We start from the raw sequence: 20689 nt of genomic DNA, 5'->3' as shown, positions 1-20689 counted from the left end.
CCAGACGAAAGACCCCAGCCAACTCCCTCCTCGGTCCAAGGAGTCCCCGCATGGCCGTACCCGTCGCGTTCGACCACACCTCCTCCGGCTACAGCCTCCAGCGCGCCTACTGGCTGGCCCGCGCGGCCGACCTGGCCTACCAGGACCGGGCCGCCATCGAGGAACAGGCCGCCCGGTGGGGGTTCGAGGAGGTGCGGCACCACCACACCCGGTTCACCCCGCCCTTCCCGCTCCAGGACGCCCAGGCCTGCACTCTGGCGAGCGACCGGATGATCGTCACCGCCTTCCGCGGCACCGAGCCCGGCCGGATCAAGGACTGGCTCTCCGACGCCACCACCCCGGCCTGTCCCGGCCCCGGCGGCCACGGCTACGTCCACCACGGCTTCGCCCAGGCCCTGGAATCGGTCTACCCGGGCGTCCACGACACCCTCACCGAGCTGCGCACCGACGGCCAGGCCGTCTACTTCACCGGGCACAGCCTCGGCGGAGCGCTCGCCATGCTGGCCGGCGCCCGGCTGTACCTGGAGGAGCCGCACCTGGCCGCGGACGGCGTCTACACCTACGGCCAGCCCCGCACCTGCGACCGGCTGCTGGCCGAGGCGTTCCACGAGGGCTTCGGCGGCCGGATGTACCGCTTCGTCAACAACAACGACATCGTCGCCCAACTCCCGCCGGAACCCGCCTACACCCACGTCCGGGCGCTGCGCTACTTCGACTCCAAGGGGCGGCTGCACGAGTCGATGCCGATGCTCTCGGTGCTGGGCGACCGGGCCAAGGGCCTGACCGCGGACCCGTTCGCGCCCGCCTCCGACGGCGTCCGCGACCACTCCATGCGCACCTATCTGGCGGTCCTGGAACAGAACCTGGGCTGAGCCGCGGCCTCCCCGCGGCTGATCGTCGCACCCTCCCCATTCGGGCGAACAAACGTTGGTGAATGCCTATTCACTCGATAAGGTGAATGAGTATTCACCTCGTCACCGTGCCGCCCTCAGGAGCGCCGATGGACCAGCGAGCCCCGATATCCCCGCCGCCCCGGCTGCGCGACCGGCTCACCATCCCGGTGCTGGCGTCGGGCGGCATCCTCATGGCGGTCATGCAGACCGTGGTCGTCCCGCTCCTGCCCGACCTGCCCCGGCTCACCGGCGCGTCGGCCGCCACCGTCTCCTGGACGGTCACCGCGACCCTGCTCTCCGGCGCCGTCCTCACCCCCGTGCTGGGCCGGGCCGGCGACATGTACGGCAAGCGCCGGGTGCTCACCGCCGCGCTCGCCCTGATGACCGTCGGCTCCGTGATGTGCGCGCTCTCCTCCGACATCCGCGTGCTCATCGCCGCCCGCGCGCTCCAGGGCGCCGCCGCCTCCGTGGTCCCGCTGTCCATCAGCATCCTGCGCGACGAACTCCCGCCGGAGCGCCGGGGCTCGGCGGTGGCGCTGATGAGTTCCACCGTCGGCATCGGCGCCGCGCTCGGTCTGCCGCTCGCCGCGCTGGTCGTGCAGTACGCCGACTGGCACACCATGTTCTGGCTGACCAGCGCCCTCGGCGCGGCCGGCGTCACGGCGACCTGGTGGGCCGTGAAGGAGTCGCCGCTGCGGGAGCCCGGCCGGTTCGACGTCCCCGGCGCCCTCGGCCTCGCCGCCGGGCTGGTCTGCCTGCTGCTCGGCGTCTCCCAGGGCGGCACCTGGGGCTGGGGGAGCGCCCGGGTCCTCGGACTGTTCCTCGGGGCCGTCGTCGTCCTCGCCCTGTGGTGCCGGCAGCAGCTGCGCACCGCGCGGCCGCTGGTCGACCTGCGGCTGGTCACCCGGCCACGGGTGGGCCTGTCCCATGTGGCGGCCCTGCTGACCGGGTTCGCCTTCTACGCCAACTCCCTGGTCACCGCCCAGCTGGTGCAGGCGCCGAAGGCCACCGGGTACGGCCTCGGGCTGTCCATCGTCGCCACCGGGCTCTGCCTGCTGCCCGGCGGCGTCACCATGCTCCTGTTCTCCCCGCTGTCGGCCCGGATCTCGGCCGCGCGCGGCCCCCGGATCACGCTCGCGCTGGGCGCCGCCGTCATCGCCTGCGGGTACGCGCTCCGCATCGTCGACAGCCGCGACCTGTGGATGATCATCCTGGGCGCCACCGTGGTGGCCACCGGCACCACGCTCGCCTACTCGGCGCTGCCGACCCTGATCCTGCGCGCCGTACCGGCCGCCCAGACCGCCTCCGCCAACGGCGTCAACGTCCTCATGCGCACCATCGGCCAGGCCGTCTCCAGCGCGGCCGTCGCCGCCGTCCTCGTCCACCACAGCAGCCCCCTCGGCGGCGTCCCCGTGCCCAGCCTGCACGGCTACCAGCTCGCCTTCGCCATGGCGGGCACCATCGCCCTCGCGGCCTGCGCGGCGGCCCTCTCCATCCCCGGCGACGGCCCCACGGCAGGCGCCCGGCGGGCCCGGGACGGCACCCGGGGCGCCCGCGACGAGGCGATGGAGGGAGCATGAGGGCCACGGCCACGGAGGCAGCGCCGAGGGAGCACGACGACCACGGTCCCGGAGGGAGCATGACGACCACGGCCCCGGAGGGAGCAGGAGGATCATGACCACGTCACCCGGTCAGGCGCCCGCCCCCGCACGCCGGGACGCCGAGGCCACCAAGGCCGCCATCCTGAAGGCCGCCCGCCACCTCCTGGCCCGGCACGCGCACGCCGACATCACCCTCAAGGCCGTCGCCGAGCGGGCCGGGGTGAGCCCGCCGCTGATCCTGAAGTACTTCGGCAACAAGGACGCCCTCTTCGCCCGCGTGATGTCCTTCGACACCGACGCCGACGCCCTGCTGGACGCCCCGCTGGACGACCTCGGCCGGCACATGGTCCGGCACGTCGTCTCCAGCCAGCGCGAGCGGGGCGCCGACCCGCTGCTGCGCATCGCCTTCGCCCCGCTGCACGGCGACCACGGCGACGTCCTGCGCGCCAACTTCCGCGCCCAGGTGACCGAACGCCTCGCCGCCCGGCTCACCGGCCCCGACGCGGGTGTGCGCGCCGAACTCGCCGTCGCCGCCCTGGTCGGCCTCGGCGTCATGTACGGCATCGCCCGCGGCCCCCACCTGCGCGAAACCGACGCCGACGCCCTCGCCGACCGCTACGGGCCCGCCGTACAGGCGCAGCTGACACCCGGCCCCTGAGCCACCGGGCACGCGTCAGCGCAGCAGCCGGTCGAGGAAGCCGTTCCCGAACACCCGGTGCGGGTCCAGCCGGTCCAGGGCCGCGACCGCCCGCCCCCACACCTCCGCGCCGAAGGAGTCCGGCACGACCGTGCCGAGCACCCGCTCGTCGCGCCAGACGCCGTCCTCGGTGTAGCCCCAGCCCTTGGACCACTCCACGCGCGTGAGGGCGTACCCGCCGGCGTACCCGCCGAGCAGGAAGTCCTCCAGCTCGTCCAGGAACGCCTCGGCGTACGGCGTGCCCGGCAGGGTCAGCACGTCCAGCCAGACCGCGGTGTCCCACTCGGGGTGCTCCGCGTTCGGCCGCAGCGCGGACAGCAGCGGGGCGTGGGCGCCCGGGACCCCGCTGTCGGCGGGGTCGTCCAGGCCCGTCACCCGGATCTCCACCGAGCCGTTGACCGGGAAACGGCCGCGTGCGGCGTAGGCGGCGAGCCGCTCCCGGTAGTACGCCGTGAACTCGTGCACCACCCGCTGCACCCCCGCCCGCGAGGTGAGCACCGCGTACCCGTTCGCCGTCACCCGCAGGGTGGTCGGCCGCAGGTACAGCAGCGTGTTCTTCGACGGCCCCCACAGATCGGCCGACGCCGTCGCGGCGAGCCCCAGGGAGGCCGCTTCCAGCTGGGCCGCGCCGAGCGCCGGCGCCAGATACCAGGCCCCGTCGCCGACGAGCCGCCCCACCAGGTCGGCCACCGGCTCCGGGACGCTGTCGGAGAACGGGTAGTTGTACGGCGAGGTGACGTGCCGGGAGCCGGGCGGCCGGACCGGAGCCACGCTCCACTCCTTCAGCCACGGGAACTCGGTGAAGGCGAACCAGATCGCCTCCACCCGGCCCGAACGCCGCAGGAAGGACTCCAGGGTGCGCCCGCCGGAGCCGGGCGCCGCGAACAGCTCGCGGGCCGGGACGTCGGTACGGCTGACACAGCGCAGGGGGATGTCCGGGCCGATCCGCAGCACCACCTCGGTGACCAGGGACCGGCCGAGATGGGTCAGCAGCGCGGCACAGTCCGCCTCGTCCCGGCGGAACGTGCGCAGCACATAGGCGTCGGCCGCCACGTCCCACACCACGGCCGTCAGCTCCAGCACCCGGTTGCTCAGCGAGCCGTACGTGCCGCCGGGCGGCGGCCGTTCGCCGTCGGCCGGTACGGCGGTGCCGTGCGCGTCGATCGCCAGGGCGCCGCCCAGGCTCAGATCGCCGGGCGCGGGGGTCGCGGTGAGCCCCAGCCCGTGCCCCTCCAGGAAGGTGAGCAGGGCCTCCAGGGTGACGCCGGCGCCGGCCCGCACCGCCGTGGGGGACTCCAGCGCGAGGCCGGTCAGACGGTCCGTGGTGTCGACCAGCAGGACCCGGTCGGACGCGGTCGTCCCCTCGGTGAGGGTGAGCGGCGACCAGCCGTGCGAGCAGCCCCGGGCGCGGACCCGCCAGTCGTTGCGCCAGGCCCAGTTCACCACGGCGAGCACCTGCTCCGGGCCGGTCGGTGCGCACGCCCACAGCCCCTCGGCCGTGATCTCGCCGACCCAGTTGCGGTAGGCCGTGCGGTGGAGCGCCACCTCGTCCGGGAATCCCGGGAGTTCGGCCGCGGCCACCGCCGGGTCGGCCGCGACCAGCACCGGTGCGGCGGCCAGCGCGGCGGCGGTGCGCAGCAGGGCACGGCGGTTCACTGAAGGATCGTTCACGCGGTCACGCTAAGGGCGGCCCGGGACGCGTCCACGGTCCGTGGACACGTGTCACTCGTTCGAGTGAACGACGTGAGTGGAGCGGCCCGTTCCGCGGGACCCCCGGTCGGATGACAGACTGACGCCATGGACGAACGCGTAATCGGCAGGTCGGGTCAGTGGGCATCGGTGGTCGGTCTCGGCACATGGCAGCTGGGCGCCGACTGGGGCGACGTGGACGACAAGGAGGCCCTGTCCGTCCTGGAGGCGGCGGCCGAGGCCGGGGTGACCTTCTTCGACACGGCCGACGTGTACGGCGACGGGCGCAGCGAGGCCACCATCGCCTCGTTCCTGCGCGGCCGGCCCGATCTGCACGTGCTGGTGGCCACCAAGATGGGCCGCCGGGTCGAGCAGATCCCGGAGAACTACGTTCTGGACAACTTCCGCGCCTGGAACGACCGCTCGCGCCGCAACCTCGGCGTCGACCGGATCGACCTGGTGCAGCTGCACTGCCCGCCCACCCCGGTCTACTCCTCGGACGCGGTGTTCGACGCCCTGGACACCCTGGTCGAGGAGGAGCGGATCGCCGCCTACGGGGTGAGCGTGGAGACCTGCGCGGAGGCGCTGACCGCCATCGCCCGGCCGAACGTGGCGAGCGTGCAGATCATCCTCAACCCGTTCCGTATGAAGCCCCTGAACGAGGTGCTGCCCGCCGCCCGCGCGGCCGGCGTCGGCATCATCGCGCGCGTGCCGCTCGCCTCCGGGCTGCTGTCCGGCAAGTACACGAAGGACACGGTGTTCGCGGCCAACGACCACCGCACCTTCAACCGGCACGGCGAGGCCTTCGACCAGGGCGAGACCTTCTCCGGCGTCGACTACGAGACCGGCGTCGAGGCCGCCGCCGAGTTCGCCGCGCTCGCCCCGCAGGACTACACCCCGGCCCAGCTGGCCCTGCGCTGGATCATCGAGCAGGACGGCGTGACCACGGTGATCCCGGGCGCCCGCAACCCCGAGCAGGCCCGCGCCAACGCCGCCGCGGCCAAGCTGCCGCCGCTGCCGCCGGAGACGTTCACCGCGATCCGCGAGCTGTACGACCGCCGGATCAAGGACCAGGTCGAGTCCCGCTGGTAGGCGCGCGGGCGCCGGGCGCGGCGACGTCGGTCGTTTGAACGAACGGTCATGCGGTTACACGCAACCGCATGACGGCGGAAGGACGGCGCAGAGGGCGCGACGAGACCGAGGAAGAGCGGGCCGACCGGATGTGGGGCGAACTCATCCAGGAGGTCCGGGTGGCCCAGACGGGCGTGCAGATCCTGTTCGGCTTCCTGCTGACCGTCGTCTTCCAGCCGAAGTACGGGACCCTGGCCACCGTCGACCAGGCGATCTACATCGTGACCGTCGTCCTGGGTGCCTGCGCGACCGGCGCCCTCATCGGACCGGTGTCCCTGCACCGCCTGGTCGCCGGCCGCCGGGTCAAGCCCCAGGCGGTACGGCTGGCCTCCCGGATGACGTTCGTCGGCCTGGTCCTGCTGCTCGCCACGATGACGTCGTCGTTGCTGCTGATCCTCCGGGTGGCGACGCACGACGGTTATGTGCCGTACCTGGTGGCGGCCGTCGTCGCCTGGTACGTGGGGTGCTGGTACGGCCTGCCCCTGTGGGCCCGCCGCAGGCACACGACCGGCTCCGGCCGCTAGGCCCGGGGCGGCTCTACCGGTCGGCGCCCACCGGGGTGACGCCCTCCAGTATCCGCAGCTGACGGTCGTGGACCCGGCTGAGCAGCAGCAGGGACAGCACGGAGCCGATCAGGGCGCAGCACATGTCCCACTGGGTGTCCCACACATCGCCCTGGGTGGCGAGGAACGCGTCCGCGCCGTGCCCGCCGATCTCGGCCGCCAGCCACTCCAGCAGCTCGAAGCAGGCACTGAAGGCCAGGCAGGCGCACACGGTGAGCGGCGCCAGCCAGCGGCTGCCGCGCAACGGCGAGGTACGGCTCAGCAGTTCACGCACCAGCACGGCCGGGACGAAGCCCTGCGTCAGGTGCCCGAAACGGTCGTACGGGTTGCGCTCCAGGCCGAACGTGTCGCGCACCCAGTCGCCCACCGGGACCTGCGCGTAGGTGTAGTGCCCGCCGACCGCCAGGACCAGCGCGTGCGCGGTCAGCAGTCCGCACAGCAGCCCGGTCAGCGGGAAGCGCCGCCGGAGCAGCACCACCAGGGGCAGCCCGGCCAGCACCCACACCGTCTCCAGGAACCAGGTGGTGCGGTCGCGCGCGCCCCACGCCGACACGACCAGCCCCGCGGCCACCACGCCGGCGAAGAGGGCGGGCGGCACGCGGCGCGGCGCGCGGAGCGGGGCGGGGTGCACTGCGGTCACGGCGGGGCTCCTTGCCTGAGGGCGGCGTGGGGGTCGTAGGAGCCCCATCGTGGTGCCCGGCCGGGGCCGCGGGCATGAGTACGGCTACTCAGCCGCGGAGAGGATCTCCGCCAGCAGCTCGTCCACCGGGACGCGTTCCCGGCCCGGCGGCACGATCTGATGGGTCTCGCGCAGGAACGCGGCGATCGCGGGTGCCCAGGCGAACACCACCGCGTGGTGCCGGCCGCCGTCCGGCCGGGTGTCCCCGAAGAACTCAAGGCGCAGCTCGTGCCACAGGCCGGTGGCCTCCGGCCGCATCCGGACGTCACCGACGCCGACCGGCCCGGCCAGCCCGTCGGCGAGCATCTGCCGGTCCAGCCGCCAGCAGGCCAGCACACGGCCGTCGTGGGCGAAGACGGCGGTGACGGCGAACGGGTCGTCGGCGTCGTAGCTGAGGTGGGCGAGCACCGGACACCGGCCGGTGCCGTGCGCGAGGAGCTGCACCACCAGGGTCTTGTGCACGAACGAGTTCACGCGGGGGCCTCCGGGACAATCGGCGTAGGGCCCTCTAGTACCCCCGCAACGCCCAGGATGCTCACCCGTGCGACTGAATCCCGAGGACGCCGCGCAACGCGGCCGGCAGTCGCCGGCGCCGCCCGGACCCGGGGACCTGCCTGGGCGGAGCCGTTCCGCGGGGCGGTACGGCGTCAGGCGAACGCCTCCCGCAGGGCCGGCAGCAGGGTCTTCGCCGACCAGTCCAGGAACTCGGGCTGCGCGTCGCCGCCGATCTGGACCAGGGCGACTTCCCCGAACCCGGCCTCCGCGTAGGGCCGTACGGCCTCCACGAACGCGTCCGGGTCGTCACCGCACGGGACGGAGGAGGCGACGTCGTCCTCGGTCACGAACTGGGTCGCGGCCTCGAAGGAGTCCGGGTGCGGCAGTTCGGCGTTCACCTTCCAGCCCAGACCGAACCAGCGGAACTGGGAGTGGGCCCGCTTGATCGCCGTTTCCCGGTCGGGGTCGTAGCACACCGGCAGCTGGCCGACCCGGGGCTTGCCGGTGCCGCCGTGCCGGTCGAACGCCTCCAGCAGGCCCGCCTTCGGCTCGGTCGCGATCACCAGGTCGGCGAGGTGCCCGGCGAGCTTGCAGGACTGGTCGCCGGAGACGGCGATGCCGATCGGCGGCGCCTCCTCCGGCAGGTCCCACAGCCGGGCCGACTCCACGTCGAAGTGCTGTCCGTGATGCGTGACATGGCCGCCCTCGAACAGCGCCCGGATGATCCCGACCGCCTCTTCGAGCATCTCGTGGCGTACGTCCACCGGCGGCCAGCCGCCGCCCACGACATGCTCGTTCAGGTTCTCGCCGGCGCCCAGGCCGAGCCGGAACCTGCCCTGTGACAGCAGCTGCACGGTCGCCGCCTTCTGCGCCACGATCGCCGGGTGATAGCGCAGGATGGGGCAGGTCACGTACGTCATCAGGGGGATTCGCGAGGTGGCCTGGGCGGCGGCGCCCAGCACGCTCCACGCGTACGAGGAGTGTCCCTGCGCGCGCAGCCACGGGAAGTAGTGGTCCGAGATCACCGAGAAGTCGAAACCCGCCTCCTCGGCCTTCACCACGTGATCCACCAGGTCCCGGGGGCCTGCCTGCTCGGTCATCATCGTGTATCCGATTTGCACCATACGTGGCGAGTCCCCGGCTCGCCGCCCGGAAAACGGCCCACGGGCCCGGGTCAGTCCTCCGGCGTGCGGAACGTCCCCAGGAACGTCTTCAGCGCCAGCCGGTTGGCCGCGTCGCCCCAGGCCGCGGCGGGGGTGGTGAAGCGCAGCGAGAAGCCCCGCGTCCCGCCCAGCAGGAAGCCCCGCCCGAAGGTGTGCACCCGGGCGTCCCCGGAGCCGGCCAGCCACTCCAGGTCGGCGGCACTGCGGCCCTGGTAGGTGGTGGCCCGCACGGCGCCGACGCGGTCGTAGCCGGGCAGCTTCTTCAGCCCGGGCTCGACGTCGTCCCGCCAGACGGCGACCGGGTCGGGGCCGACGCGCTCGCTGTAGGTGACGGCGAGCGTGGGCGAGTCGCCGTCCCGGCCGAAGGTGACGCGGTAGGCGAGGTCGGACACCCGGGAGGTGGTCAGCCGCTTCCAGCCGTCGGGCAGCGCCACCGAGAAACCCTCCGGGGCCGTGTACCGGCGGTAGCCGGCCGGGAGGGCGGAGGAGGCCGAGGCGGTCGGCTTCGAGGAAGGGGCGGAGGTGGGCGCGGTGCCGCCGCCGGTCTGCCGGCCGGCGGGGGCGGACGGGGTGGCCCGGGGCGGCGCCCCGGCCGTGTCCGTGCCGGACGACAGCGCACCGGACGCGGCCAGCACCGCCGCGGCCACGGTGACCACGGCCAGCGCGGTGCCGGCGGCCAGGGCCCGTCTGCCGCGCAGCGGTCCGGCATGGCGCACGGCCCGGTACGCGCCGCGCAGCCGGGGCTCGGGAGCCGGCTGCCGGTCCGCGTCCGTCTCCTCGCGCAGTGCCCGGGTCAGCGCCTCGCGGACCACCGGCCGGGTCAGCCGCTCCCGCGCGTCCTTGCGCAGCAGACCCTGCACGGCCTGGGTGAGCGGCCCGGCGCGCAGCGGGGTGCGCAGCGGCAGCCGGTCCACCGCCTTCAGCGTGGCGTCGGGCCGGCCGCGGTCCCGGAACGGCGGCCGGCCCTCGACCATCGTGTAGAGCAGCGCGCCCAGCGCCCACAGGTCGGCGGCCGGGCCGATGCGCTCGTCGCGGGCCTGCTCCGGCGAGGCGTACGACGGCGCCGTCAGCCGCGGCACGAGCGTCGCGCCCGCCAGCCCGAACCCGGTGACGACGACCGGTCCGCCGTCGCGCACGAAGACCTGGCCGGGGCTCAGCTCGCCGTGCGTGACGCCCTCGTCGTGCGCGGCTTGCAGCACGTCCAGCAGGTCCAGGCCGAGCCTGGCCGCCCGCACCGGGTGGAACGAGCCCTCCTGGGCCAGGAGTTCGCCCAGGGGCGTGCCGTCGACCCACTCGGTGACCGTCCACAGGGCGCCCGCCTCCACCACGGCGTCGACGACCGCCGCCACCTGGCCGGGGCGCAGCAGCCGCATGGTCTCCGAGGTCCGCACGACCCGGGCGGTGACGCGTCGCGCGGTGTCCTCGTCGGCGGGCTCCGGCAGGGCGGTCTGCGCCACCAGGCGGGGCTGCTCCGCCGCCACGTCCTCGGCGTACCACCACAGGCGGTTCGTCTCGCGGGAGAAGACCTCCAGGAGCCGGTACCGTCCGGCGACCAACTCGTGTGCGGAGACGTGCGCCTTGACCATGGTCATCCCTCGCTGAAACCCCTGCCGCGTCTTTCCCAGAGGTACGCGGGGCGGGCGGGGGTGCGTTCAGGCACGCGCCCAAAAGCTCTCACGGCGGAGTTCTCACAGCAGCCCGAAGCGCTCGGCCCAGCCGGTCAGTTCCCCGGGCGTCGTGTTGCCCCCGCACACCACGAGCCCGATCCGGGCCCCGTCGCCGACCCGCTCCGCCACCTGCCGGGCCGCCGGCAGCAGACAGCCCGCGGCCGGCTCGGCCCACACCTTGGCGTGCTCGGCGAGGTCCAGACAGCCCCGCACCGCGTCCCGGTCCGGGACCACCAGCACCTCCTCGACGAGCGCGGACACATGGTCGTACGTCAGCTGTGACACCGAGGGCGCGCTCAACGTGGTGACGAGGGAGGACAGCGGCACCGGTACCGGACCGCCGGCCTTCAGCGCGCCGGACATCGCCTCCGCGCCCTCGGTCTCCACGCCCCACACGCGCACCCCGGGCCGCCGGGCGCGCAGGGCCGCGGCGATCCCGGCGATCAGACCGCCGCCGCCCACGCTGACGACGACGTCCGTCAGCTCCCCGGCCTCCTCGGCCAACTCCAGCCCCACGGTGCCCTGTCCGGCGATCACGACCGGGTCGTCGAACGGGTGGACCAGGGTCAGACCCTCGTCGCGCAGCCGCGTCACCAGCTGGAAGGCGCTGTCCATGCCGTCGGTCAGCCGCACCGACGCCCCGGCCTCCTCGGCGAGCGCCAGGGAACGCGCGGGCGCGGTGCGCGGCATGACCACGGTCGCCTTCGCATCGAGGGCCGCCGCCATCACCGCGAGCGCGATCCCGTGGTTGCCGCCGCTCACCGCGACCACGCCCGCCGCCCGCTCGGCCTCGCTCAGCGACAACAGCTTCGCCGTGGCCCCGCGGGCCTTGAACGAGCCGGTGCGCTGGAGCAGTTCGAGCTTGGCGGTGACGGGGACGCCGAGCAGCGCGCCGAGGCCGGGGCTCGGTACCGTCGGGGTGCGGACGACGTGTCCGGCGATCCGCCGGGCGGCGGTTTCGATGTCCGAGATCTCGATCACGGTGCTTCACCCTTCCGGCGCGGGTCGGTACCGCGCCGGTCGCACCTTCACCCGCCGGGACGCCGGAGGTCAACGCCGTTCCGGATCATGGCTACAGCACACGGGCCACCAGGAAGTCCAGCAACGCCGTCAGCTCCCCGGCGGCGCCGGCGGCCAGGGGAGCGGTGCCGAGCAGCTCCCGCGCGGCGGCCGTGTGGGCACGGGCCTCGGCCAGCGCCGCCGTACGGCCGCCCGCCGCCTCGATCAGCGTGGCGGCCTCCTCGGCGTGCCCGGCCGGGCCGAGCAGCGCGGGCAGCCGCCGGGCCACCGGGGACCCGAGCGCGGCCAGCACCGGGAACGTCTTCTTCCGCTCCCGCAGGTCGCCGCCCACGGGCTTGCCGGTGACGGCCGGATCGCCCCAGATGCCGAGCACGTCGTCCACCAGCTGGAAGGCGACCCCGAGGTGCCGTCCGGCCCGGTCCAGCGCGACGGCCGTGTCCCGGGGCGCCCCGCCGAGCGTGGCGCCCAGCGCGGCGGCACAGCCCAGCAGCGCGCCGGTCTTGCCCTCCGCCATCGCCCGGTACTCCTCGGGTGTCACCCGTTCCGGGCCGGTCCAGGGCCGGGTGGCGAACAGCAGGTCGTCGGCCTGTCCGCGCACCAGGTCGGCGAGGGCCGCTGACAGAAGCCGTACCGCGCCGGCGCCCTCCGGCGCGGCGGCGAGGGTGTCCACCGCCAGCGCGAACAGGGCGTCCCCGGCCAGCACGGCCGGACCCGTGCCGTAGGCCTGCCAGACGGCGGGGCGGCGGCGCCGGGTCGCGTCGCCGTCCATGATGTCGTCGTGCAGCAGCGAGAAGGCGTGGACCAGCTCCACCGCGACCGCCGCCGGGACCCCGGTTCGCCCGTCGGCGCCCGCCGCCTCGGCCCCGAGGACCGCCAGCGCCTGCCGTACGCCCTTGCCGCCCGGCGCGGTGGCGGGTGCCCCGCCGACCTCGCACCAGCCGAAGGAGTACGCGGCCATCTCGGCGACCCAGGGGTGCAGCCGCCCCACCGCGTTCCGCAGCTCCGGCCGGACCAGCTCCCGGCACCGGTCGAGGACGTGCCGGGCGGACTCCCGCACCGGCGAGCCGAGCGCCGTCACCGTACGGCCTCCGCGTCGAGGCCGAACTCCCGCTGCGCCCGGGCCACCATCTCCCGCGCGTGCCGCAGCCCGCCGCGCTCCAGCGTCCGGGCCAGGTCGGCGAGTTCGGCGGCGGTCTCGGCACGGTCGCGGCCGAGCCGGGCGAGGGACTTGGCGAGGCCCAGCCGGGACAGCGCCTCGCCGCGCGGTTCGCTCATCGTCCGGAACTCGGTCAGCGCCAGCTCGTAGCGTTCGCGGGCCTCGGCGTAACGGCCCGCGCGGTACAGCACGTTGCCCTGCATCTTGTGGTTGTAGGCGAGCGCGCTGGACAGGTTCATCTCCCGGCAGGTCGCCTCCGCCTCGGCCAGCAGCTCCAGCGCCCGTTCGGTGGCGCCGTCGCGCACCGAGAGGACGTCCGCGAGTCCGCGCAGCGCCCAGGCGTGCCCGCGCCGGTCCTCGGCCCGGGCGGCTATCTCGGCGGCCTCCTCGAACAGCGCGTACGCCGTGTCGTGGTCGCCGGTGTTGCGGTGCATCTGGGCGATGCCCTCCAGGGCCCACACCGTGTGCCGGGCCTCGCCCCGCCTGCGGGCCTCGGCCAGCAGCTGCTCGTGCAGCCGGCCGACCGCCGCGTAGTCGCCCTGGATCCGGCCGGTCTCGGCGAGGCCGGCCAGCGAGTAGCCGCGGACGACGACGTCCCCGCCGCGCTCGCCGAGTTCGGCCGCGAGCCCCAGCAGCCGCCAGGCCAGCGGGAACGCCCCGCGCTGCCGGGCGAGCGTGCCGCCGCTCCACAGCGCCCAGGCCATCGCGGCGGTGTCGCCGGCCTCCCGGGCGGCGCGGTAACTCGCCTTCCAGGCCCGGTCGGCGTCCCGTACATGGCCGAGCCGCCGGTGTGCCTCGGCGACGGCGAGCCCGCAGCGCGCGGCCTCGCCGGGGCGTCCGGCCCGCTCGGCCTCGCGCAGCCGCTCGGTGGCCGCGGCCAGCACGTCGACCAGCGAGGAGTTCACGGACAGGGTGGTCAGGGTGCCCTGGTACTCCGGGGCGAAAGCCTTGCCGTACATGCGTACCCTTCTATACACGGAGTGTATACATGGCGTGTATAGCGTCTCGGAAAATCGCCCCGGCCCGAGGGGGCCGGGGCTCGGTCTGTCGACGATCAAGACGTCGGTACGGCGGCGGGGGTTGCCCGCTCTTCACACATCATCTGTGCGGGTTCAGTCGTGGTCCTTCTCGGGCGTGACCTCACTCGGCCGCACCACGACGTATCCCTCGCCCTTGAGTACCAGCTGTACGGTCTCGCCGGAACCACCCCGCAGCATCGAGCCGATGGACTGCGAGCGGTGCAGTGAGGTCTCCAGCTGCGAGGTCCAGCCCACCACCGCGTCGGTGTCGACGTACACCGGCGCCTGCGCGGAGACAGGGATGACCAGCGGATTGCCGTCGCAGACCAGACCGAGCCGGCCCTGCCCGCTGAAGACGCTGTTGAACAGGCCGCCGCCGGCGATGCCGGAGCCCTTCACCGTCTTGATCTCGTACGACAGGGAGGCGTCGAAACACAGGACGTTGCGGCCGTTGACGGTGAACTGGTCGCCGGGCTCGACGTCGACGATGAAGCAGTTCTGCGCCTCGTGCGCGAACCACACCTCGCCTTGCCCGCTCACCGTCATGAGGGGCAGCCCCTCACCGGTCACCGCACGCTTGAGCATGCCGCCGACGCCCTGCCCCTTGCGCTCGAACTTGAGGCTGCCGCGGTAGGCGACCATGGCGCCCTGCCGGGCGTACATCTCGCCGTCCACCGTGTACTTGATGCACTTGGCGTTCTCGACGGACATTCCCGGCTCGACGGTCGGCTGCACCATGTGCTGACTGGAGAAAAGATCACTCTTCATGCGCGGAATGGTGTCGTGAACGACGGCACTTTGCCAAGATCACTTAGCGTACCGGTTCAGCCACCGAACAGCTGTGTCCAGTACGTGCCCGCCCGGCCGCCGCCCGTGAAGCCGACGCCGATGTGGGTGAACTCCCGTTTGAGGATGTTCGCGCGATGGCCCGGGCTGTTCATCCAGCCGTCCACGACCTCGGCGGGAGAGCGCTGCCCGCAGGCGATGTTCTCCCCGATCAGGCGCCGCCGGGACCCCGCGGCGGCGGCCCGGTCCCAGGGCCGGCCGCCGTCCGGGGAGGTGTGCGCGTAGAAGTCCCGGGCCACCATGTCGGCACAGTGCCCCTGCGCGGCGGTGGTCAGCGGCGGATCGACGGCCAGCGGGGGCAGCCCGGCCCGCCCGCGCTCGGCGTTGGTGAGCGCGACGACCTCACCGGCCGTGCGCACCAGCCCGTCCGGTGCCGGCGGAGCGGCCCACAGCGCGGTCCAGTACCGGTCGCCCGCGTCGGCGTGGGCCAGCACGGCATGCCGGAACGCCGGGTCGAGCAGGGTGCGCCGGGCCCGCGCCGAACCCAGACAGTGGTCCACGAACTCGGCCGGGGAGCGCGGCCCCGAGACGAGATGCTCGCCGACGGTCACATACCCGTACCCGGCGGCCGAGATCCGCTGGTACACCGACACCCCGTCCCGCCCCTCCGCCCCGAGCCGCCCCGCGTCCGCCATGGCCCGGGCATGCGCCCGCGCGGCGGAGAGCAGACGCGGATCGGGTACGACGGGCGGGCGACCGGCGCGAGCGCGGGCGGCGTTGACCAGCCGGGTGAACTCGTCGGGGGCGGAGGAGGCCCCAGGGCCGGCGGAGCGCCGTGGGGCCGACGGCGCCGTCTGCCCGCCGTCGTCGGCTATGTCCACCCCGAAGTCCCGGGCGAGCCCCGCCAGCCCGTCGGCGTACCCCTGCCCGACCGCCCGCAGCTTCCAGCCGGTGCCCGGACGGTGGTACAGCTCGGCGAGGAGCAGCACGGTCTCCGGACCGGGCCGTGGCGGCGCGAACCCGGCCACCGCACGGCCGGCGCCGTCGGTGACCTCCAGCCGGGGCGCGGGCAGCCGCCCGAGCGGGGTGCCGGGCTCGGCCGCGCTGACCACGACCGTGACCCGGCACGCACCACGGCGCAGCCGCACCGGATCGACGGCCAGCGTGTCCCCGCGCAGCCGGACCCCGGGCGCGTCGGGCTGGTTGTAGAAGACGAAGTCACCGTCCCCGCCGACCTTCCCGTCGGCCCCGGTGACAAGAGCGGACACGTCGAAGGCACCGGCCACCCGAAGTCGTATCGGACCACCGGGCAAGGGCACATTGCCCCCGGGAACCAGCTCGCCCATGCCCATACAACGCGAGTCGGATGTCAGCGGGTTCCCGCTTGCCGACCCAGGTGCGCGGGCTGTTCCATATGCGGCTCCGCCGCGTGGGCGCGACAAGCCCCCGCTCACCCGCACGGCGACATGGCGCGCACCACCCTCTACCTCTTCCCGCAGAAGGCCGATTCCAGCGCACCGGCCAACGTGTCCAACACCTTCGCGTTGTTCGACGTGTTGGCCACGGCCGTGAGACTCCGCCCCCCGTCCTTCGTCCCGAACGCGTACGTGTAGTACCCCTGCACCGCCCCCGTGTGCCCGTACACCGACACCCCGCACGACAGATCGCGCCGCCGCAGCCCGAGCCCGTACGCCGTCGTGCTGTTCACCTTGGTGAACCGCTCCATCTCGGCGAGCCGCGCGGCGGACATCAGCTTCCCCTTGAGCAGCGCGCTGTAGAAGACGTCGAGGTCCCGGGCGCTGGAGATGATCGCCCCCGCGCTCTGCGCCCAGGAGACGGTCTGCGCGGTCGCGTCGACCAGCGGCGCGCCCGCCGTGTCCGGGGTCAGGTAGCCGTGGGCGTAGCGGCCCGGGATCGCGGTGTCCGGATGCACGTAGAACGTGTCCTTCAGCTTCAGCGGCTCGATGACACGGTTCTCGAAGGCGGTCCTCACGGACTGCCCGGTGAGCTTCTCGATGAGCAGCCCGGCGACGACGAAGTTCGTGTTGGAGTACGCGTAGGCGGCGCCCGGCGCGTTGGTGCGGGGCTTCTTCAGGGAGAGGGCGACCAGCTGCCGGTAGGTGAAGACCTTCTTGCGGACCGCCTCGAAGCCGGAGACGCTGTTGGCGAACATGTCGTCGGTGTAGTCGTACAGCCCGCTGCGATGGCTGAGGACATGGCGGACCGTGATCCGGTCGTCCGGCAGCAGGTTCGGCAGATAGCGGTTGACCGGCGCGTCGAGCGAGAGCCGGTGTTCGTCCACGAGCTGGAGCAGCACGACGGCCGAGAAGGTCTTGGTGACGCTCCCCACCCGGAAGCGGTCGTCGGTGCTGATGGGCCGCCGGGTGGCGCGGTCGGCGACACCTTGGGTGATCCGGTACGTCCTGCCCCGGTCGTCGATCCGGGCCAGCGCCCCCGGCGCCCCCTGCGCCACCGCCGAGCGCAGCACCGCGGCCAGGCCCGCGGTGTCGGGTGCCGGCAGCGTCGCCGCCGACGGTGTGTCCGGGCCCCCGGTCGCGGCCCGCGCCGGGACCGCGAGCAGCGACAGCGCGACCGCTCCGAGAACCGCTCCCCGCCCCACCGTTGCTGAGACCATCCCCTACCCACTCCCATCGGTCGGTTTCTGATGCGATATCGGTCACATTCCGCCCTGGGAACCTAGGGGATCGAGACGACGTCTCCACAGCCGACACACAGTTGGTCATCCCGTGATCACTCTGCGGCGGTCATTCGTAAAGGATTGCCATAGAAGTTCGCGAAATGGATCATTCCGGCTTTACGTGCCCATGACTGATCCGCAAGGGTTTCCCCTCGGGGCCGGACCGGCCCCCGTGGCGCCCAACCGCGCCATGCCTCAAGGCGGTTGGGGAATCCGGCCGCCTTCGAACGAAGGAACCCTGATCAGATTGCGTAGACCGCACATACGCACCGTGGCGGTCGCCGTCGTGGTGACGACCGCTGCCACGGGCCTGGCCGGTACGGCCTTCGCGGCTCCTTCCACGGGGGTGGAGCGGTCCGCCGCCTCCGCCGCCTCGAACGCCACGGTGGTGGTGGAGGCGGCGCGCACCGCGGCCTTCGCGCACGCCTCGGCGACCGGCGTCTCCCAGGGCGACGAACTGCACGCGCAGGACGTCATGATCGACCCCGAGGGCGCCCGGCACGTCCGCTTCGTCCGCACCCACGACGACCTGCCGGTGCTCGGTGGCGACCTGATCGTCCACCTCGACCGCCGGCTCGGCTACACGGGCGTGACCCGTGCCGCCGACCACGCCGTCAAGCCGGCCGCCGCCAAGGCCAAGCTGACCGCGGACCAGGCCGCCGCCAAGGCCGCCCAGGCCGCCAAGGGCGACGCGGGCAGCGCGCGGCTCGTGGTCGACGCCCGCGACGGCGCCTCCGCGCTCGCCTACCAGGTCACGGTCACCGACCAGGACAACTCCCGCACGGTCGTCGTGGACGCGGTCACCGGCAAGGTGCGCAGCAACACGCCGACCAGGGACGAGTTCCTGTCGCCGAAGCTGCTCGACGCCCTGCGCGAGCGCGGCGAGACCCTCGACCCGGCCACCGGCACCGGCTCCGGCGCCGACGTCTCCGGACTGGTCGGCTCGCGCAGCGCGGGTGCCGCGGCCTACCCGTCGGCGGCCAAGGGCACCGGCAAGACCCTCTTCGTGGGCACCGTCGGTCTGACCACCACGCAGACCTCGCGCGGCCACTACCAGCTCAAGGACCCGAACCGGTACGGCACCGAGACGCGGGACGCCAAGGGCTCGTACACGGAGAAGTTCAGCGCCGGTTCGAAGCTCACCAACACGACCAACGTGTGGGGCAACGGCACGACCAGCAGCCGGGTCAGCGCCGCCGCCGACGCCCAGTACGGCATCACCAAGACGCTGGACTTCTACAAGTCCACGTTCAAGCGCAAGGGCATCGCCAACAACAGCAAGGCCGCCCAGGCGATGGTCCACTGGGGCAAGAAGGTCGCCAACGCCTTCTGGGACCCGACCTGCAACTGCATGCTGTACGGCGACGGCGACGGCCAGATGTTCAAGAAGCCGCTCGTCGTGCTCGACGTCACGGGTCACGAGCTGACCCACGGCGTGGTCGAGGCGACCGCCAACCTCCAGCCGACCTTCGTCGACTCCGACGGCAACCAGTACGGCGAGCCCGGCTCGCTGAACGAGTCGCTCGCGGACATCTTCGGCTCGAACGTCGAGTTCTACGCCAAGAACGCGAAGGACACGCCGGACTACCTGGTCGGTGAGAAGCTGGGCCTCGCGCAGAAGTTCCTGCGCCGTCTGGACCACCCGTCCCTCGACAAGCTCGAGGGCACGATCGACTACTGGTCGCCGGGCACCTACTACACCGAGGTGCACGCCGGTTCCGGTGTCTCCTCGCACGCCTACTACCTCCTCGCCGAGGGCAGCGGCAAGAAGAAGATCGGCAGCGTCACCTACAACTCGCCGACCTACCACAACATCACGGTCAAGGGCATCGGCCGCACCAAGGCCACCGCCATCTACTACCGTGCGCTCACCCGCTACATGGTCTCCACGACCGACTTCCACCAGGCGCGCGTCGCGACGCTGAAGGCGGCCAAGGACCTGTACGGCGCGAACAGCACCGAGTACAAGACCGTGGACAAGTCGTGGGCCGCGGTCAACGTCACCGCCGCCAACACGCCGAGCGCCCGTCACTGACGGACAACCGCACCACAGCGGCACCACCGGATGCCCCGCCTCGTGCGGGGCATCCGCGTGTCCGGACGCCCGCGAGAGCCCCAACGGCCTCCGTAACAGCCGCTGTTTCTTTTATTGACAGCGGAAAATAACAGGCTTAGGTTCCCGGCCATGCGCTCGACCCCGCACGCCGAGACGTTCCCGGCCCACACGCCGGCCGCCGCACAGGTCTTCACGACGGTCCTGTCCCACGGCCCCCTGACCCGCCTGGAGGCGGGCCGCCGGGCCAGGCTGTCCCCGGCCGCCGTGACCAAGGCCGTACGCCCCTTGCTGGCGGCCGGATACCTGGTGGAGGGCGGCGAGCCGGGGGAAGGCGGCGGACCGGGGGAGGGGGCCGAGGAGGAGGCCCGCCCCGTGCTCGGCCGGCCCGCCGGCCTGGTCCGGGTCAACGGCGAACGCGCCCTCTTCGTCGGCGTGAAGGCGACCGGCGACGAGCTGATCGCCGTTCTGACCGACCTGTGCTGCCGGGTCCGCCTGGCCCGCCGCGCCCCCCTGCCGGACCGGACCGCCGGGCCCGCGCTGGCCTCGGTCGCCGGCCTGGTCCACGAACTCCTCGCGCACGCCGCCGAGTCGGGCGCGCCGGTGGCCGGCCTCGGCATCGCCGTGTCCGGCGACGTCGACCGCGCCGAAGGGGTCGTACGCTACTCGCCGTTCCTGGACTGGCGGGACGTGCCGCTGGCCGAACTCGCCGCCACCGCCTGCGGACTGCCGGTCACCGTCGACAACGATGTCCGGGCGCTGACCGTCGCCGAGCAGTGGTTCGGCGCCGGAGCGGGGCTCAGCGACTTCGCCGTGGTGACCGTCGGCGCCGGCATCGGCTGCGGACTCGTGGTGCACGGCCGGGTGGTGGCCGGCGCACACGGAGTGGCGGGGGAGATCGGGCACGTCGTCGTCGACCCCGCCGGCCCCCGGTGCCACTGCGGCAACCGCGGCTGCGTGGAGGCGATCGCCGGGGACGCCGCGATCGTCGCCCGGATGCGCGAGGTGACGGGGCGCCAGGTCCCCGACAGCGCCGCCGCGGTGGCCCTCGCCCACCAGGGCCTGCCCGGCGCGCGCGAGGTGTACGCCCGCGCGGGCGAGGCCATCGGCCGGGGCATCGCCACCGTCGCCAACCTGCTCGGCCCCGAACGCGTGATCATCTCCGGTGAGGGGCTGGCCGCCTACGACCTCTTCGCCGAACAGATCCGGGAGGCGTTCACCACGGCCGCCTTCGGCTCCGCCGCCCGGTCGGACGTACAGACCCGCCCGCTGCCCTTCGAGGAGTGGGCGCGGGGCGCGGCCGCCGCCGCGATCCAGACCTTCATCACACAGAACCCCGCCGGCGGAAAGGGCTGAGACGCCCCGACCCGAACCCACCC

The 20689-nt window shown here is 73.5% G+C and carries 18 protein-coding genes; 7 read left to right on the top strand and 11 right to left on the bottom strand.

Annotated elements, in window-relative coordinates:
* Positions 1–50: 50 nt before the first annotated feature.
* From ACZ4WH_RS21710 to ACZ4WH_RS21700, 3 genes are all read left to right on the top strand, one after another.
* The gene (locus ACZ4WH_RS21710; RefSeq protein WP_468182798.1) at positions 51–872 is read left to right on the top strand and encodes a lipase family protein; all 822 of its coding nucleotides are present in this window, start codon (positions 51–53) and stop codon (positions 870–872) included.
* A 128-nt stretch (positions 873–1000) separates the two neighbouring features.
* The gene (locus ACZ4WH_RS21705) at positions 1001–2473 is read left to right on the top strand and encodes an MFS transporter (RefSeq protein ID WP_468182796.1); all 1473 of its coding nucleotides are present in this window, start codon (positions 1001–1003) and stop codon (positions 2471–2473) included.
* Positions 2474–2567: 94 nt separating this feature from the next.
* Positions 2568–3152: a TetR/AcrR family transcriptional regulator gene (locus tag ACZ4WH_RS21700; protein ID WP_468182794.1), complete on the top strand. Its 585-nt coding sequence runs from the start codon at positions 2568–2570 to the stop codon at positions 3150–3152.
* A gap of 15 nt (positions 3153–3167) precedes the next feature.
* Here the strand turns inward: ACZ4WH_RS21700 and ACZ4WH_RS21695 are convergent, their stop codons facing one another.
* Positions 3168–4862 carry a cholesterol oxidase substrate-binding domain-containing protein gene (locus ACZ4WH_RS21695; RefSeq protein ID WP_468182792.1) on the bottom strand — a complete coding sequence of 565 codons (1695 nt, stop codon included), beginning with the start codon at positions 4860–4862 and terminating at the stop codon, positions 3168–3170.
* Between the two features lie 126 nt (positions 4863–4988).
* On the opposite strand from ACZ4WH_RS21695, the gene ACZ4WH_RS21690 reads away from it, so the two are divergent.
* The gene (locus ACZ4WH_RS21690; protein WP_468182790.1) at positions 4989–5972 is read left to right on the top strand and encodes an aldo/keto reductase; all 984 of its coding nucleotides are present in this window, start codon (positions 4989–4991) and stop codon (positions 5970–5972) included.
* Between the two features lie 68 nt (positions 5973–6040).
* The gene (locus ACZ4WH_RS21685) at positions 6041–6535 is read left to right on the top strand and encodes a DUF6328 family protein (protein WP_468182788.1); all 495 of its coding nucleotides are present in this window, start codon (positions 6041–6043) and stop codon (positions 6533–6535) included.
* Between the two features lie 13 nt (positions 6536–6548).
* Here ACZ4WH_RS21685 and ACZ4WH_RS21680 read toward each other — a convergent pair whose 3' ends face one another.
* The 10 genes from ACZ4WH_RS21680 to ACZ4WH_RS21635 all read right to left on the bottom strand — a co-directional run bounded on the left by ACZ4WH_RS21680 (position 6549) and on the right by ACZ4WH_RS21635 (position 17194).
* Positions 6549–7172, bottom strand: coding sequence for a DUF2238 domain-containing protein (locus tag ACZ4WH_RS21680; protein ID WP_468182873.1), 624 nt, complete (start codon positions 7170–7172; stop codon positions 6549–6551).
* Between the two features lie 126 nt (positions 7173–7298).
* A complete protein-coding gene (locus ACZ4WH_RS21675; RefSeq protein WP_468182786.1) occupies positions 7299–7727 on the bottom strand; it encodes an SsgA family sporulation/cell division regulator in 429 nt (142 codons plus the stop codon).
* A gap of 173 nt (positions 7728–7900) precedes the next feature.
* Positions 7901–8872 carry an LLM class F420-dependent oxidoreductase gene (locus ACZ4WH_RS21670; protein ID WP_468182784.1) on the bottom strand — a complete coding sequence of 324 codons (972 nt, stop codon included), beginning with the start codon at positions 8870–8872 and terminating at the stop codon, positions 7901–7903.
* Positions 8873–8922: 50 nt separating this feature from the next.
* Positions 8923–10503: a serine/threonine protein kinase gene (locus ACZ4WH_RS21665; protein WP_468182783.1), complete on the bottom strand. Its 1581-nt coding sequence runs from the start codon at positions 10501–10503 to the stop codon at positions 8923–8925.
* A gap of 96 nt (positions 10504–10599) precedes the next feature.
* Entirely contained in the window at positions 10600–11559 is a 960-nt protein-coding gene (locus ACZ4WH_RS21660; RefSeq protein WP_468182781.1) for a threonine/serine dehydratase, read from the bottom strand.
* Positions 11560–11650: 91 nt separating this feature from the next.
* Complete coding sequence (locus ACZ4WH_RS21655; protein ID WP_468182779.1) at positions 11651–12676, bottom strand: polyprenyl synthetase family protein; 1026 nt, start codon at positions 12674–12676, stop codon at positions 11651–11653.
* Positions 12673–13713, bottom strand: a complete 1041-nt coding sequence (locus ACZ4WH_RS21650; protein WP_468182777.1) for a tetratricopeptide repeat protein — start codon at positions 13711–13713, stop codon at positions 12673–12675. The genes ACZ4WH_RS21655 and ACZ4WH_RS21650 overlap by 4 nt, the downstream gene beginning before the upstream one ends.
* A gap of 153 nt (positions 13714–13866) precedes the next feature.
* The gene (locus ACZ4WH_RS21645) at positions 13867–14541 is read right to left on the bottom strand and encodes an AIM24 family protein (protein WP_468182775.1); all 675 of its coding nucleotides are present in this window, start codon (positions 14539–14541) and stop codon (positions 13867–13869) included.
* 56 nt (positions 14542–14597) lie between these two features.
* The gene (locus ACZ4WH_RS21640; RefSeq protein ID WP_468182773.1) at positions 14598–15905 is read right to left on the bottom strand and encodes a CAP domain-containing protein; all 1308 of its coding nucleotides are present in this window, start codon (positions 15903–15905) and stop codon (positions 14598–14600) included.
* 137 nt (positions 15906–16042) lie between these two features.
* On the bottom strand, positions 16043–17194 hold the full coding sequence (locus ACZ4WH_RS21635; RefSeq protein WP_468182771.1) for a serine hydrolase domain-containing protein: 1152 nt from the start codon (positions 17192–17194) through the stop codon (positions 16043–16045).
* A gap of 310 nt (positions 17195–17504) precedes the next feature.
* Between ACZ4WH_RS21635 and ACZ4WH_RS21630 the strand changes: the two genes are divergently transcribed.
* Positions 17505–19292 carry a M4 family metallopeptidase gene (locus tag ACZ4WH_RS21630; protein ID WP_468182769.1) on the top strand — a complete coding sequence of 596 codons (1788 nt, stop codon included), beginning with the start codon at positions 17505–17507 and terminating at the stop codon, positions 19290–19292.
* Positions 19293–19442: 150 nt separating this feature from the next.
* A complete protein-coding gene (locus ACZ4WH_RS21625) occupies positions 19443–20666 on the top strand; it encodes an ROK family protein (RefSeq protein ID WP_468182767.1) in 1224 nt (407 codons plus the stop codon).
* Positions 20667–20689 lie beyond the last annotated feature (23 nt).

The organism is Streptomyces sp. NPDC029138 (assembly GCF_055564375.1).
Note: the sequence above shows the minus strand (reverse complement) of the source record. Positions and strands in the feature narration are given on the sequence as shown.